This is a genomic window from Helicobacter rappini (genome assembly GCF_900198625.1).
GTDB lineage: Bacteria > Campylobacterota > Campylobacteria > Campylobacterales > Helicobacteraceae > Helicobacter_A > Helicobacter_A rappini.
In genome coordinates this window covers 1-11,776 of the sequence record NZ_FZPK01000044.1, presented here as the reverse complement: position 1 = coordinate 11,776, position 11,776 = coordinate 1, and the positions used below count along the sequence as shown (strand labels likewise).

Below are 11,776 nucleotides of genomic sequence, written 5' to 3'. Positions count from 1 at the left end.
GTGAGAGATAAGATTGCATAGTAACCCTTTGGTAATTAAGAAGTAATATGATTGAAGAGCATAAGAAAAACTCTAATTTTATTTGCGAGATGAATTATTTTTAAATAGTTTCGTTTTAATAATCCAGTGTAATGCTAATCCCATCTAATCCTAGAGTTATTCCAGCTTTTATATCAAATCCTTTGTTGCTAGAGTTTGGTAAGCCTATTGTAATACCTGCTGTGTTGGGGTTGTTGCTATCGTGATTCATTAGTTATTCCTTAAATTACCTATATGTCAAATTGTTTGTCTAAATCATTGGTCTAGCATTATAGAAAGCCCTTGATTGAAAGTTTGTGTATTTGAATCTTTGTTTGCACTAAAATCCTTGCAATCTTCTAATTGAACAACTTGGGGGGAAAGAGACAAAAGGTATCCAAGATTTTTGTAATTCCCAGACTAATACATCAATACCCTCTTTATTTTTTCTAACTTCTATAATCTTTTCTTTTAAACTTGAGTCCCCTAATCCCTCAACAATAATTCTTTTGTTTTCATCAAGTAATATAATTTCATTGCCCGCTATTGCATAATCCAATGATACAAAAAGAGGATTATTGGGATTATCATATACCAAATTGCCTCTCTTAAATTCATAAATCTGCCCTTGCTTTTTGTTATTGACTATAAGATATGTATTATCTAAAGAGAAATCAACTCTTGTGCATTTTTTATCTTTGTAATGCTCAAGTTCATATAAATTTTTGTTTAAATCAAATATATGTAGCTTTCCTCTATCACAGATTCCTAAATATTGCTTATCGTAAGAAATATTAAACGCTGCAGCTTCATTATCATTATATACTTGTATGTTAGTGTTATTGGTTTTATTCTTTATTATGGTTTTTTCTTTATTTTTAGTAATTTCGTATTGATTTATTTGGATATTTCTTCCATTTTTAAAATATTGTTTCTTGTAATCTATTAAGCCTTTATTGCTTAGAATCTCCTCTTCATCTTTGAGTGATTTTTCTAATATTTCATCACATTGTATGACATTAAAACCTGATAGTTTTTGCATTTTTGCCCTGCTTGTTTCAAAGTTTGTGAAAGGCTTTGTGCAGGAGGCAAGCATCGCACATAAAGGTATAAGGCAAAGTAGTTTTAATACTCTCATTCACATTCTCCCAATTCGTAAGGTATAGGCAAGAATACCATAGCACCAAAATTATAACTAAGATATTCTGTTAAAGTATAATCCTTAAGGCTTTTCCCATCAATCTTTTCTACTTTTCTGTCTATTTCGCCCCAAGTTACTACACTTTGTGCAATGGTAGCATTATCTTGTATGTGAGAATCTATATCTTTTCCGTTGCTTTGTGGTATAGTCTTCCACACTATCCAATGAGACTTTTTAATGCCCGGTATCCCACTGCTAGAACCACCTATAAGTTCAGCGTTAATTAAAGAAATAATATGAGCCTGTGGATATTGTTGTTTATATTTAACCAAACACAACAATTCGTCTTTACCAATATGTAGACCATAAGTTACATTAGAAAACAATAATTTTGCTCCGACCTTTAAAAACCATTGTTTTATTTTTCCCTCAAGTGTTATGCCAGCTACTTGGTCGTTTTCCTCATCATAATCTAATACCATATTTTCAGAATCTCGCAAGCCTGCTAGAGTTATCCAATCTACGCCATTGATTTTATTTCCATCATCTCCAAGTGATTTTGGTTTTTTGCAGTTTCTGCTTGGCTCAATACTTAGATTTTTAATTTTTGCTTTCCCGTTTTCCCACAAATCAATAACACATTTGACATATAAATCTGGTCTATCTATCAAAAGACAATAAAAAAATGCAGCAGGTCCGCAAAGCGAAGTTGGTCCTTGGTTTGGATAATAGGACTCTGTGGGATTGTTTATTGCAGGCAGTGTAGCATTTGTTATATGATAGTTACTTTTCACAAGATTAACCATTCTTTCTTTGAGTGTTTTTATAATCAAATTTTTATCAAATGGATTTGAATTTTCTTTTGCTTTTGCAAGCCTTTCTTCCGAAAATACCCCGTGAGTATCTCTATTTTCAAATTTATCAATAAGTTGCAAAGCTTTTTCTATAAAATCTGGCACATCATAATCAACAATAAACTTATGTATAGATATTGTGTTGCCCTTTTTCTCATTCATTTTGATAATAGACTCTATTTCTTTTTTAAATTTTCTTAAGGTGTCATCATTATCAAAGTTTAGATTTTTGTTCTCTTCAGGTTGCGTTGTTGTTTGGCTAGAATATTCTAAATGTAAAATGTAATCGCTTGCTTCAGAAAGATTTTTATCTTTATAAATGCTAAAGTTTTTTTGATTGCTTTGTAATTGTATATAGTATTCTTTCTGTGTTTGATTATTAGAATCTTGATTTGGCGGGTTTTTTAAAGCATATCTCTTAGCAGGATTTGGACATTGAGATATATTAAGTGTTTTACCATCAAAATAGAATGTAGGTATCTTAGCAAAACTTTCTACACACAAATGCCCATACTCATAACTCCTACATATTTTCCTATTGCGGTTTATAGGGTATGAATAATAATCTGGGTGGTTTATTGTGGTTTCAAATCTATTGATATCTTTGATATATTCTTGAAAATCAAAAGTAATTTCTCCTTGAGAATCTGTTTTATCTGGTAAGGTAATCTTTTGCCCCTGTTTTTGTCCCATACCCAATAAGATAACCTCTGCATCTTCAATAGGATTGCCTTTAGAATCTATAATTTGTATTCTCAATGTTTCTTTACTATACTCTTGGGTGTTTTCTCTATTTGACATTTGTTCTCCCCATTAATTCCTAGTTAATCTTATACTATAAATATCGCTTTGTAATATTGGCATTGTCTTTTTGTAAAATTTGCTTGGTTTTGTTGAAATCTTTTGTGATTTGCTTCTAAAGCCTTTCATAATGTATTTTCTTGCTTGATAGCTATCGGTATATCGATTGATGATTCTTGTTACAGAATCTACACTAGCCCTAGTATCAGTATTAGTCTTAACAAAAAATAGGTTTCACTCATGCTTTTTTAACGCCCCATTAGATTCTAAGAGATTATCCTTAGCGGCTTTGTCAATTACATCAAATATCACTTCGGCATCATCATCAAATGGAGAGTCTGGATTTAGTGGTTTCTTATTCATTATGAGTTGGTAATAACCTTTTGGATTCGGATAAAAGATTTGTTCAAAAATATTTTTATATTTAGGATTATTATAAATAAACTCTGTGATTTCTCGCAGGGCTTTGTTGTATGGATAGCAATAACATTGTGCGGCTAATGCAGAATTTAATCCAGAGCTTACATTATCGTCAAACTTTGTATTTGGGCATACCTTACCTCGCTCTTTAAGCATTGTTAAAGAAATATTTTTAATGATTGTTTTATCTTTTAAATCTATATGTTTGATTACTGCTTTATAATAACTTGAATAGAAATTATCAATAATGGCAAAATAAGAAGCAGGTATCATGCCCACACCGCCACATATATCCATTTCAGATTCTGAAAGTTTTGGCAAATCACAATCAAAGCTAGGCTTAATGTTATCTTGTTGCAACATTTCTTCAAGGCTTAAGGCATTGAGGCTTGAGACCAAAATAAATACAATATAAAATTTATTCAAAATCTTTAAATATTTCAGCATTTTTTATCCTTGTGTATGTTTGTTGTCTTTCTGCCAAATTATTATACCAACCATTAATTCTTTCAGTAATTAACCTTAGGTTTTGACTCACATTATTTAATGTAATAGTTCCACCTGTGCCATTTCGATTTTTGGTAAAACTATATTGTGCATGAATAATATCTTGGTTTTCCGCGATATTATAAAGATTTTGCTCATTGATTCTGTATGTATTCCAAACCCACACCGCACTAAGCAAAGCATACACTCCAGAATCTGTAACTAGCTGTGGCTGTGCCTCAAAATCTATATCACTACTTAGCCAACCTTGATTGTGCAAATATCTTGTGCAAGCATGATAATTATCTTTAAAGGTTAAATGCAATAATCCTCTCCCTCTAAAGTTATAGCCATCGCCTTGTCTCATTACTTAGAATCCACCTTGACAATCAACTTACCTATTTCATTAATTAGGTTGTCTTGATACAGAGAATCTAGTATTTGCTCACTAATGCCATTTTGTAGAATCTGCTCCGTATGATTTAAAAATATGCTATGCAACAAAGTTGGATTAGTTTCCGCTAAGACTTTTGATAATTCCATAATACCCAAACTATACGATCGAAATACGCTATCATTTTTTAAGATTTGGCAGTAGGCACTACTCATTTGAGTATCACATACAATAGCATTAAAATCTTTATCCCTTTGTTTCATCGCCTTTTTTGTTATGGATCTTATATTATCTTTGTGTAGTGTAGCGGTATACTGCATAATCATTTTGTAGTATGATGTAAAAAGATTATCAATCAATATCAATGCAGGAGTAGCAGCCATACCAGCATTTGCAGAAAAACAGATATATTCCTCTACACCATCTATAGCCTTAGCACAATTAAAGCTAGGCTCTAATTCTCCCATTTTGGCTTCATTCTTAGAATAATATTCAAAGATACCAAGAGAATCTGCCCCAAAAGATAAACTGGATAGTAATGTAATAAGCAAGATTCTAAGCATTTATTGCCTCCTTAAGTGATTATTGATTGTCAAACTCTACAAATATTTGATTATTTCTAATCCTATTGTGTGAATCTCTTCTACTTGTTAAACCTTTTCTTCCACCATTTACAAGCACACTGATTGTTCTTTGGGCTTGTGTCAGGTCAATTTCTTGCTGTGTGTCCTCATCTATTGTTGGGATTATAGTATTACCATTAGCTTCATCATCTGCTATTTCATAGAGATGAAAATTTCTCCAAGCTGGAATACTAACATTGACTCCATTAGGATAAGTTTTTGTATTCCAATAATACACCGCACTAAGCAAAGCATACACTCCAGAATCTGTAACTAGCTGTGGCTGCGCCTCAAAATCTATATCACTACTTAGCCAACCTTGATTGTGCAAATATCTTGTGCAAGCATGATAATTATCTCTAAAGGTTAAATGCAATAATCCTCTCCCTCTAAAGTTATAGCCATCATCTGTGTTGGGTCTATTGCCATATCGATTATTATAGTTTTTGTTGGCATTTTCTTTAGAAATACTTTCAGCAAGTCTTAACTGCCCAGCCCAAGTCTCTACCCAACTTTGTGCAAAAAAATGCTCTATCCTTGCCCTAGTATCAAGCTTATAATGCACAAACATAGGTTCATTATCAGCATGGAGTCTATTAAGCTCATTTACCATATCTTTTAATTTTTGCACTTTAGCATTTACTTCATTGTAATGATTTCTTTGTGCTTGTGTGGTGGGCGTGGTTTCTAATATCGCATAATTAATCCCATTAAACACTCTTTTTAGCATATCGTATCGAAAACCTCTTGTAATGATTTTATATTTAGGCTTGCTTAACACTTCTTCCCCATTCTCATTTTGTAGTATATCCTTAGGGCTAAAAGCAAAGACCATGATTTGTTTATTATAGCTATGCCATTGGAATCTACAATCTGTATTCTTAGCATATCTTTACTATACTCTTGGGTGTTTTCTCTATTTGACATTTGTTCTCCCCATTAATTCCTAGTTAATCTTATACTATAAATATCGCTTTGTAATATTGGCATTGTCTTTTTGTAAAATTTGCTTGGTTTTGTTTAAATCTTTTGTGATTTGCTTCTAAAGCCTTTCATAATGTATTTTCTTGCTTGATAGCTATCGGTATATCGATTGATGATTCTTGTTACAGAATCTACACTAGCCCTAGTATCAGTATTAGTCTTAACAAAAAATAGGTTTCACTCATGCTTTTTTAACGCCCCATTAGATTCTAAGAGATTATCTTTAGCAGCTTTGTCGATAACATCGAGTATCACATCAGCATCCTCATCAAACAATGAATCTGGGCTTGATATTTTTTTAGTCATTATAAGCTTGTAATACTCTTTGGGATTAGGATAAAAGATTTTTTCAAAGATTATTTTATATTGTGGAGTAGTATAGAGAAACTCTGTGATTTGTCGCAGGGCTTTGAGATAATGATATTCATAGCAATTCATTCCCAAAACACTCGCCATTCCCGAACTAAGATTATGTAAATCTATTACATCATAGCCTTTTTGCAAGTTTTCCTCATTTTCTTTGTCAAATGCCTCTTTGTTGAAAGTATCGTGAAAATGTATTTGAGATGGACATTTCCTCCTATTTTTAAGCATTGTTGTGGATATGTTTTTAAGGATTATGTTGTCTTTAGATTCTATTTCTTTGCTTACAATCTTATAAAAACTTGAATAAAAATTATCAATAATGGGTAGCATATTATAGCCCGCACCAAAGCCATCTCCACATATGCTAAACTCATCATCAAATTTGGCTTTAGCACAATCAAAGCTAGGCTTAATGTTTGGTATCATCATTTGCTCTAAGTCCAAAGCAAAACAATATAGTGATAATAAAGCTATACCTAAAAGGATTCTACTCAAACTCATCAAAAATCCTTTGGGTTCTAATGTGATTAAGAGAATTTTGTCTGTTAGATAAACCATTATTCCCGCCATTTATCCTTTGGGAAATAAGGCGTAAGTTATTGCTAAGATTGGGTATATTAGCTACTCCTGTGGGAGTTGGGCTAATGCTATCCTCTGCATTGGCTATATCGTATAGATGTGTTCGTGTTTCTCTTGAGATGAGAGTTTTCCATACATATACACCAGCAAGTAAAGCCTCTAAGCCATTATTAGCTAGAGAGTCTCTATCATTAGCATTATTGACAAAGTCCCTATTTTGTAAGCCACCATACAATGGATTAGTAACCCTTTGATTAAATCCTGTATAGCCCTCATTGCGTCCTTGCTCTATTGAGCCTCTACCTGTGATATGTAGCAATCCTCTACCTCTAAAATTATAGCCATCGTCTGTATTGGGTCTATTATTTAGCCACCTATTTGCATTGTAATTTCTATTTGCATTTTCTCTAGTAATATTCTCCTCCAACACTAATGTATTTCCACATTCTGCTCTAGCTTGTGCAAAAAAATGCTCTATTCTTGCCCTAGTATCAAGCTTATAATGCACAAACATAGGTTCATTATCAGCATGGAGTCTATTAAGCTCATTTACCATATCTTTTAATTTTTGCACTTTAGCATTTACTTCATTGTGCTGATTTCTTTGTGCTTGTGTGGTGGGCGTGGTTTCTAATATCGCATAATTAATACCATTAAACACTCTTTTTAGCATATCGTATCGAAAACCTCTTGTAATGATTTTATATTTAGGCTTCTTTAACACTTCTTCCCCATTCTCATTTTGTAGTATATCCTTAGGGCTAAAAGCAAAGACTATGATTTGTTTATTGCAGTGCTGCCAATCATAGTCGTTTAAATTAATTTCTATAGTTTCTCCCTTATAATCTTTTTGTCTTTTTTGAAAGAGTGTTATATCCTTAATCCTTACTTCCTCAAGGTTACACTCCTCTGTTTGTGAGAGTTCTTTATATGCCCAATAGGTTTGTTGCTTTTGTGCATTAAAGCTTTCTACACTCATAGAATCTGGCTTAGTGTAATTAGCAGTGAGTGCTACTCTGTGTTTTTTTATATCATCTGTTCTTTGAATCTCCCTGTGTAAATCGATAGATTGCAAATCTGTGTTAGAGAGAATATGAGTATATTCTACTAAAAGCTTTATTGAGAGTTTATTATCTTTAGTTTGATTGCTAAGCCTTTGTATTGAAGCTACAAAGCTATCGATTTCTTTAGCCAAATCAATCCCACCAGCATTGCCATAGCTTTCTCCTCCATGTAGATAGAAACTCTCTCTTTGTGTGGTGGATTCTAGTGTATTTGTGCAATCTTTATCAGTATAGATAGGGATATTATATTTACCCCATTGCTTTTCACCTTCTTTAGTTCTTGAGAGAGAATACCAAGTATTATTATATTCTCTTATGCCACTTTGTTTATCATCTTTGCTTTGAGTAATGTCTATATAATATATCCCCTCTAGTATTGCTCCTTTATCTTTGTCTTTTTGTCTTTGTTTAGAATAATCAAAGTATTCTTGTGTATTATCTGGGTTTGCTTGTGATATAGAATCTTGATTAGAAATGCTTAGAGGCTTACCACTTCTTGCTATAAAGATTTTGTTTTTATCTAATTTTGCAGAATCTACACTATCTCTTTTCACCTCTCCCCATTCTAATATCTGTAATTCCTTACCATTGAAGTATAGAGATAGGGGAGAGTTATAATCTAGTTTGGTATGGGTGGTATAATTCTTTACTTTATAGGCTGGGGAGTATATATGTGTCGGATCATTCATTTTTATTCACTCTCTTTAGGATACTTTGGATTACTAATGTTAAAATACTTGTTGATTTCATCTTCTGGAGCGGAAATATCCATAAGTTTATAAGGCTTTTTGCCTTTTTGATACAAATAATATTCATATAACCACTTGAGATTTGCAATATCTATACTTTCATTTGGAAACACAATCTTTGTGCGATGTGAATCAAGACGCGCAACATGTTTAAATTCTATGCCATTTGTTTCAAGATATTTGCTTAATGTGTAAGCATAATAATTTGCATCATCCGCTGCGACATAAAAATCCTCTTCTCCCATTTCTTTTTTAAAATACTCCACTTCCTCATCAGTAGAACCTATTTCAATTACACATTTATCACAATTCACCACAAAGTCTTTAGCTTCCAAACTCAAGCATAGAGCCATAATTATTGCAATATTTTTTATATATTTATACATACTATTTTCCTTTAGTTTTGTTGGTGTATCACAATATGGTAGCAATTATTCTCATCTAAAACATTTGTTTTGCCTAGCAGCTTAATAGCCTCACTTTTAAACTTCTCTTTATTTTTACCTAAAGATGAATGCGGAATATCAACCACATTGACAATATTGAAATCCGCACAATGTGTTGATACACTAGAAGCTCCAAGTTCATTGATTTTGTTTGTCATTGCCTGTATAATCTCATCTTTGTTTTTACTAGCTTTTTTCTGCGTTTCATATACATCTAACACTCGTTGTCCGGGTTGCTCATAGGTATTTCTTTGTTTTTGTAAGCCATTTGTAATGATATTATTATACATAATTTCTGCTTGTTTTCTAGGCGTCCTTGCTGTGCTGCTAATTACGACTCTTTTGTAGTTAGAATTTTTTGCAATTTGTCTTAGTATGTTTTTAGAATATTCAGACACTAAACTTATATCCATTCCATTTTTTCCCACTACCTCAATTCCACTCAAATCCTCCTCTTCATACCCCACCTCTAGTTTTACCCTATTTGCAGAGTATTTTCTTTGATATTCTAGCAATACATTATATCAATTCACAGAATCTATCATCTAATAAAAGTTCTGTATTAATGATGTTTTGTGCATTATTGTTTGTGATGACTCCTGCTTTGTTATTATTTTTACAGCTCATTTACCCTTTTTAGAATCCTTTGTAATTTTGGCTTATCATTGTATTTTTCTTGCAAGATTTTATAATCTTGTGGCAATGGTTTGCAATATTTATCCATTTGCCTATCAAGTTCTTTATTTCTTGCTTCATCGTATCCATATTCGCCACGAAAATAATTGCACTCACAAGCATTTTGTATGTATGTGTCAATATCTTGTGGATAAAGCATTATAGATTCTATAACGCCTCGTGTATCTTTGCCCACTTGTTTTAAAGAAAGAATATAACTTCTGTAAGTGCAAATTTTCTCTCCATCGTTAAAAGCATTAAGATTTATGCTTACTTCATTTTCGTTTTGCCATTGGATTTTAAAGCTTTCATAACCATAAATCTCACTTTTCTCATAATCAAGCATTACTATCTACATATTTAAAATAATCGAAGAAGTCCATATTAAATTTAAAAGGAGATAATAATTTAATTAGTCTTACTAATAAATGCGAATTATTAACAGCTCTTACTCTATTACCATGGTATTCGATAATTTTATTTATTTCTTCCTTATATCTCTTTTTGATATAATCAAATCTACTATAATATTTAATACCAGGTTGATGCTGGTATGTTTGTTGTAGAAAATAGTTTAACACGTCCAACATCCTCCTAACTTACATAACATTCAGAAAAAAAAATAAACACTAGACAAAGAAGCCTAGTGTTTATTTTTTATACGCGTCTAGACTTGATTTCTTCTATATCTTCATCAGATATCCTAGAAATAAAAAGAAGCGGATCAACAGGTAATATGTTTTCTCGAAATCCTTTTTTTCTAAGAAGAATTTGCATTTCTTCCTTAGATAATCCACGAGTATAATCTTCATTCCTAGAGGGGGTTTCGGTTGGAGTGCTATTAGAGTTCTTCCCTGGGAATATGCCTGTTTTTAACGAAATCATTTTTCATCCTTTTAGTAAAAAATATAGTATATGATAGCACATACTATATAAATAATATCTAATTGTTTAGTATAATACCAAGAGTTTGCGTGATGTTTTTCATAGACTCAATGCTTTGTGGGAGATAATAACTCTCAGAAAAACTATATTTCATTTTTTCATACGCTTTTGTGATATTTGTGTCTGTGAAGTTTTTTTCTGTTTCTATTTGTGCAAATAAGCTATTACAACAAATCATTAAAATCAATACATAACGCATCGCCTTTCCTTTACTTTCCATTAAATGACCAATGTGGATCGTCTTTTAGCAACTTATAGACTCCATAGGTTGCTCCAATATCATGAAGTTCTTTGCATTTAGCACCATTATTTGGTGTTAAAATATATTCTTTTCCTGCTTTATCTTTAATTTTTATATCTTTTATCCAAGTAATCGTCATATCGATAGCTTTACCTAAAATATGATTTGATGTAATGGAGGCTATATATTTCATTCCATAAGCATTTTTCATCTCCATTGCCTTTGCTCTTGAAATTTTCTCTGAATAATTACCGCTAGAATCTGTGTGTATCCAATTAATTGGTATGTTTTCTTTTTGTGTTTCTGTTTTCCCATACCCACCTCTATTGTCCTTTGGGATACTTTGGATTACTAATGTTAAAATACTTGTTGATTTCATCTTCAGATATATCTGGAAAATATTTTGCAATTTTTCCTTTTTTATAAATCCAATATCCAAAATAAGATTCTATGTGTATTTTTTGATTTGCAAATAGCAGGGTATCAAAAATATCAGAATCTTTAATGTAGATAAATTCAATATTGTTTGCTTCAACATAATTTGAAACGCTATATCTATCATGATTTATATCATCTGCCATTACATAGAAATCTTCTTCTCCCATTTCTTGTTTGAGTTTCTCAATCATCTTATCGCCTAGAGAAAATACTATAATGCAACGCTCACAACTTGCCCTAAAGTCCTTCGCTTGCACAAAACTACAAAGAGACAATGCAGAAACAAATAGAATTGTTATAAAATTATGCAAAATTCCTCCTTTAAGGTTGGGTAATTTCAATGTGATAACATTGTCTTTTGGTTTCATCTATAAATCTGAGCTTCTTTGATGCCTCAAACTTTTGGATTTCTCTTTTAAAGTCTTTTGGATTTTTAAGTCTCCACACAGAAATATCAATAGTATTAATTTTTGATACATCTTCTATGCAATAAAAAATCTAGTACCTTCTTTGCTTAAGTCTATCCCTCCATTATATCTTTAGCTTCCAAAC

The 11,776-nt window shown here is 31.8% G+C and carries 17 protein-coding genes; all 17 read right to left on the bottom strand.

The features are described 5' to 3' along the window. Window positions 1-115: 115 nt before the first annotated feature. The 17 genes from C6H17_RS13315 to C6H17_RS08790 all read right to left on the bottom strand — a co-directional run bounded on the left by C6H17_RS13315 (window position 116) and on the right by C6H17_RS08790 (window position 11,535). The gene (locus tag C6H17_RS13315) at window positions 116-250 is read right to left on the bottom strand and encodes a hypothetical protein (protein WP_020995577.1); all 135 of its coding nucleotides are present in this window, start codon (window positions 248-250) and stop codon (window positions 116-118) included. A 108-nt stretch (window positions 251-358) separates the two neighbouring features. Then, a complete protein-coding gene (locus C6H17_RS08865) occupies window positions 359-1,060 on the bottom strand; it encodes a hypothetical protein (protein WP_223808337.1) in 702 nt (233 codons plus the stop codon). Between the two features lie 92 nt (window positions 1,061-1,152). Beyond that, the gene (locus tag C6H17_RS08860; RefSeq protein ID WP_020995578.1) at window positions 1,153-2,814 is read right to left on the bottom strand and encodes a hypothetical protein; all 1,662 of its coding nucleotides are present in this window, start codon (window positions 2,812-2,814) and stop codon (window positions 1,153-1,155) included. Between the two features lie 234 nt (window positions 2,815-3,048). After that, on the bottom strand, window positions 3,049-3,681 hold the full coding sequence (locus C6H17_RS08855) for a hypothetical protein (RefSeq protein ID WP_020995579.1): 633 nt from the start codon (window positions 3,679-3,681) through the stop codon (window positions 3,049-3,051). Next, the gene (locus C6H17_RS08850) at window positions 3,653-4,087 is read right to left on the bottom strand and encodes a hypothetical protein (RefSeq protein ID WP_005220051.1); all 435 of its coding nucleotides are present in this window, start codon (window positions 4,085-4,087) and stop codon (window positions 3,653-3,655) included. Before C6H17_RS08850 ends, C6H17_RS08855 begins: the two co-directional genes overlap by 29 nt. Continuing rightward, the gene (locus C6H17_RS08845) at window positions 4,087-4,677 is read right to left on the bottom strand and encodes a hypothetical protein (protein ID WP_005220052.1); all 591 of its coding nucleotides are present in this window, start codon (window positions 4,675-4,677) and stop codon (window positions 4,087-4,089) included. The genes C6H17_RS08850 and C6H17_RS08845 overlap by 1 nt, the downstream gene beginning before the upstream one ends. 19 nt (window positions 4,678-4,696) lie before the next feature. Then, on the bottom strand, window positions 4,697-5,518 hold the full coding sequence (locus C6H17_RS08840) for a hypothetical protein (protein ID WP_158655016.1): 822 nt from the start codon (window positions 5,516-5,518) through the stop codon (window positions 4,697-4,699). Continuing rightward, entirely contained in the window at window positions 5,512-5,664 is a 153-nt protein-coding gene (locus C6H17_RS12255) for a hypothetical protein (protein ID WP_020995580.1), read from the bottom strand. Before C6H17_RS12255 ends, C6H17_RS08840 begins: the two co-directional genes overlap by 7 nt. A gap of 234 nt (window positions 5,665-5,898) precedes the next feature. Then, the gene (locus C6H17_RS08835) at window positions 5,899-6,588 is read right to left on the bottom strand and encodes a hypothetical protein (protein ID WP_020995581.1); all 690 of its coding nucleotides are present in this window, start codon (window positions 6,586-6,588) and stop codon (window positions 5,899-5,901) included. Further along, complete coding sequence (locus C6H17_RS08830; RefSeq protein ID WP_005220054.1) at window positions 6,575-8,419, bottom strand: hypothetical protein; 1,845 nt, start codon at window positions 8,417-8,419, stop codon at window positions 6,575-6,577. Before C6H17_RS08830 ends, C6H17_RS08835 begins: the two co-directional genes overlap by 14 nt. A gap of 2 nt (window positions 8,420-8,421) precedes the next feature. After that, window positions 8,422-8,865 (bottom strand): hypothetical protein, encoded by a 444-nt coding sequence (locus C6H17_RS08825; protein WP_020995582.1) that lies wholly within the window; start codon window positions 8,863-8,865, stop codon window positions 8,422-8,424. An 11-nt stretch (window positions 8,866-8,876) separates the two neighbouring features. Continuing rightward, complete coding sequence (locus C6H17_RS08820) at window positions 8,877-9,392, bottom strand: hypothetical protein (protein WP_223808338.1); 516 nt, start codon at window positions 9,390-9,392, stop codon at window positions 8,877-8,879. A 149-nt stretch (window positions 9,393-9,541) separates the two neighbouring features. Next, on the bottom strand, window positions 9,542-9,946 hold the full coding sequence (locus C6H17_RS08815) for a hypothetical protein (protein ID WP_005220057.1): 405 nt from the start codon (window positions 9,944-9,946) through the stop codon (window positions 9,542-9,544). A 311-nt stretch (window positions 9,947-10,257) separates the two neighbouring features. Continuing rightward, window positions 10,258-10,485, bottom strand: coding sequence for a hypothetical protein (locus C6H17_RS08805; RefSeq protein WP_020995584.1), 228 nt, complete (start codon window positions 10,483-10,485; stop codon window positions 10,258-10,260). A 58-nt stretch (window positions 10,486-10,543) separates the two neighbouring features. Then, on the bottom strand, window positions 10,544-10,744 hold the full coding sequence (locus C6H17_RS08800; protein WP_020995585.1) for a hypothetical protein: 201 nt from the start codon (window positions 10,742-10,744) through the stop codon (window positions 10,544-10,546). A gap of 10 nt (window positions 10,745-10,754) precedes the next feature. Further along, window positions 10,755-10,997 (bottom strand): hypothetical protein, encoded by a 243-nt coding sequence (locus C6H17_RS12250; protein ID WP_158655015.1) that lies wholly within the window; start codon window positions 10,995-10,997, stop codon window positions 10,755-10,757. A 112-nt stretch (window positions 10,998-11,109) separates the two neighbouring features. After that, the gene (locus tag C6H17_RS08790; protein WP_005220060.1) at window positions 11,110-11,535 is read right to left on the bottom strand and encodes a hypothetical protein; all 426 of its coding nucleotides are present in this window, start codon (window positions 11,533-11,535) and stop codon (window positions 11,110-11,112) included. Window positions 11,536-11,776 lie beyond the last annotated feature (241 nt).

Coding starts and splice junctions, on each gene's coding strand:
- C6H17_RS08830 (WP_005220054.1), bottom strand. CDS start 8,419: ATGAATGATCCGACACATATATACTCCCCAGCCTATAAAGTAAAGAAT.
- C6H17_RS08815 (WP_005220057.1), bottom strand. CDS start 9,946: ATGCTTGATTATGAGAAAAGTGAGATTTATGGTTATGAAAGCTTTAAA.
- C6H17_RS08800 (WP_020995585.1), bottom strand. CDS start 10,744: ATGCGTTATGTATTGATTTTAATGATTTGTTGTAATAGCTTATTTGCA.
- C6H17_RS08845 (WP_005220052.1), bottom strand. CDS start 4,677: ATGCTTAGAATCTTGCTTATTACATTACTATCCAGTTTATCTTTTGGG.
- C6H17_RS08865 (WP_223808337.1), bottom strand. CDS start 1,060: ATGCAAAAACTATCAGGTTTTAATGTCATACAATGTGATGAAATATTA.
- C6H17_RS08860 (WP_020995578.1), bottom strand. CDS start 2,814: ATGTCAAATAGAGAAAACACCCAAGAGTATAGTAAAGAAACATTGAGA.
- C6H17_RS08835 (WP_020995581.1), bottom strand. CDS start 6,588: ATGAGTTTGAGTAGAATCCTTTTAGGTATAGCTTTATTATCACTATAT.
- C6H17_RS08805 (WP_020995584.1), bottom strand. CDS start 10,485: ATGATTTCGTTAAAAACAGGCATATTCCCAGGGAAGAACTCTAATAGC.
- C6H17_RS08855 (WP_020995579.1), bottom strand. CDS start 3,681: ATGCTGAAATATTTAAAGATTTTGAATAAATTTTATATTGTATTTATT.
- C6H17_RS13315 (WP_020995577.1), bottom strand. CDS start 250: ATGAATCACGATAGCAACAACCCCAACACAGCAGGTATTACAATAGGC.
- C6H17_RS12250 (WP_158655015.1), bottom strand. CDS start 10,997: ATGAAAAATGCTTATGGAATGAAATATATAGCCTCCATTACATCAAAT.
- C6H17_RS08825 (WP_020995582.1), bottom strand. CDS start 8,865: ATGTATAAATATATAAAAAATATTGCAATAATTATGGCTCTATGCTTG.
- C6H17_RS12255 (WP_020995580.1), bottom strand. CDS start 5,664: ATGTCAAATAGAGAAAACACCCAAGAGTATAGTAAAGATATGCTAAGA.
- C6H17_RS08850 (WP_005220051.1), bottom strand. CDS start 4,087: ATGAGACAAGGCGATGGCTATAACTTTAGAGGGAGAGGATTATTGCAT.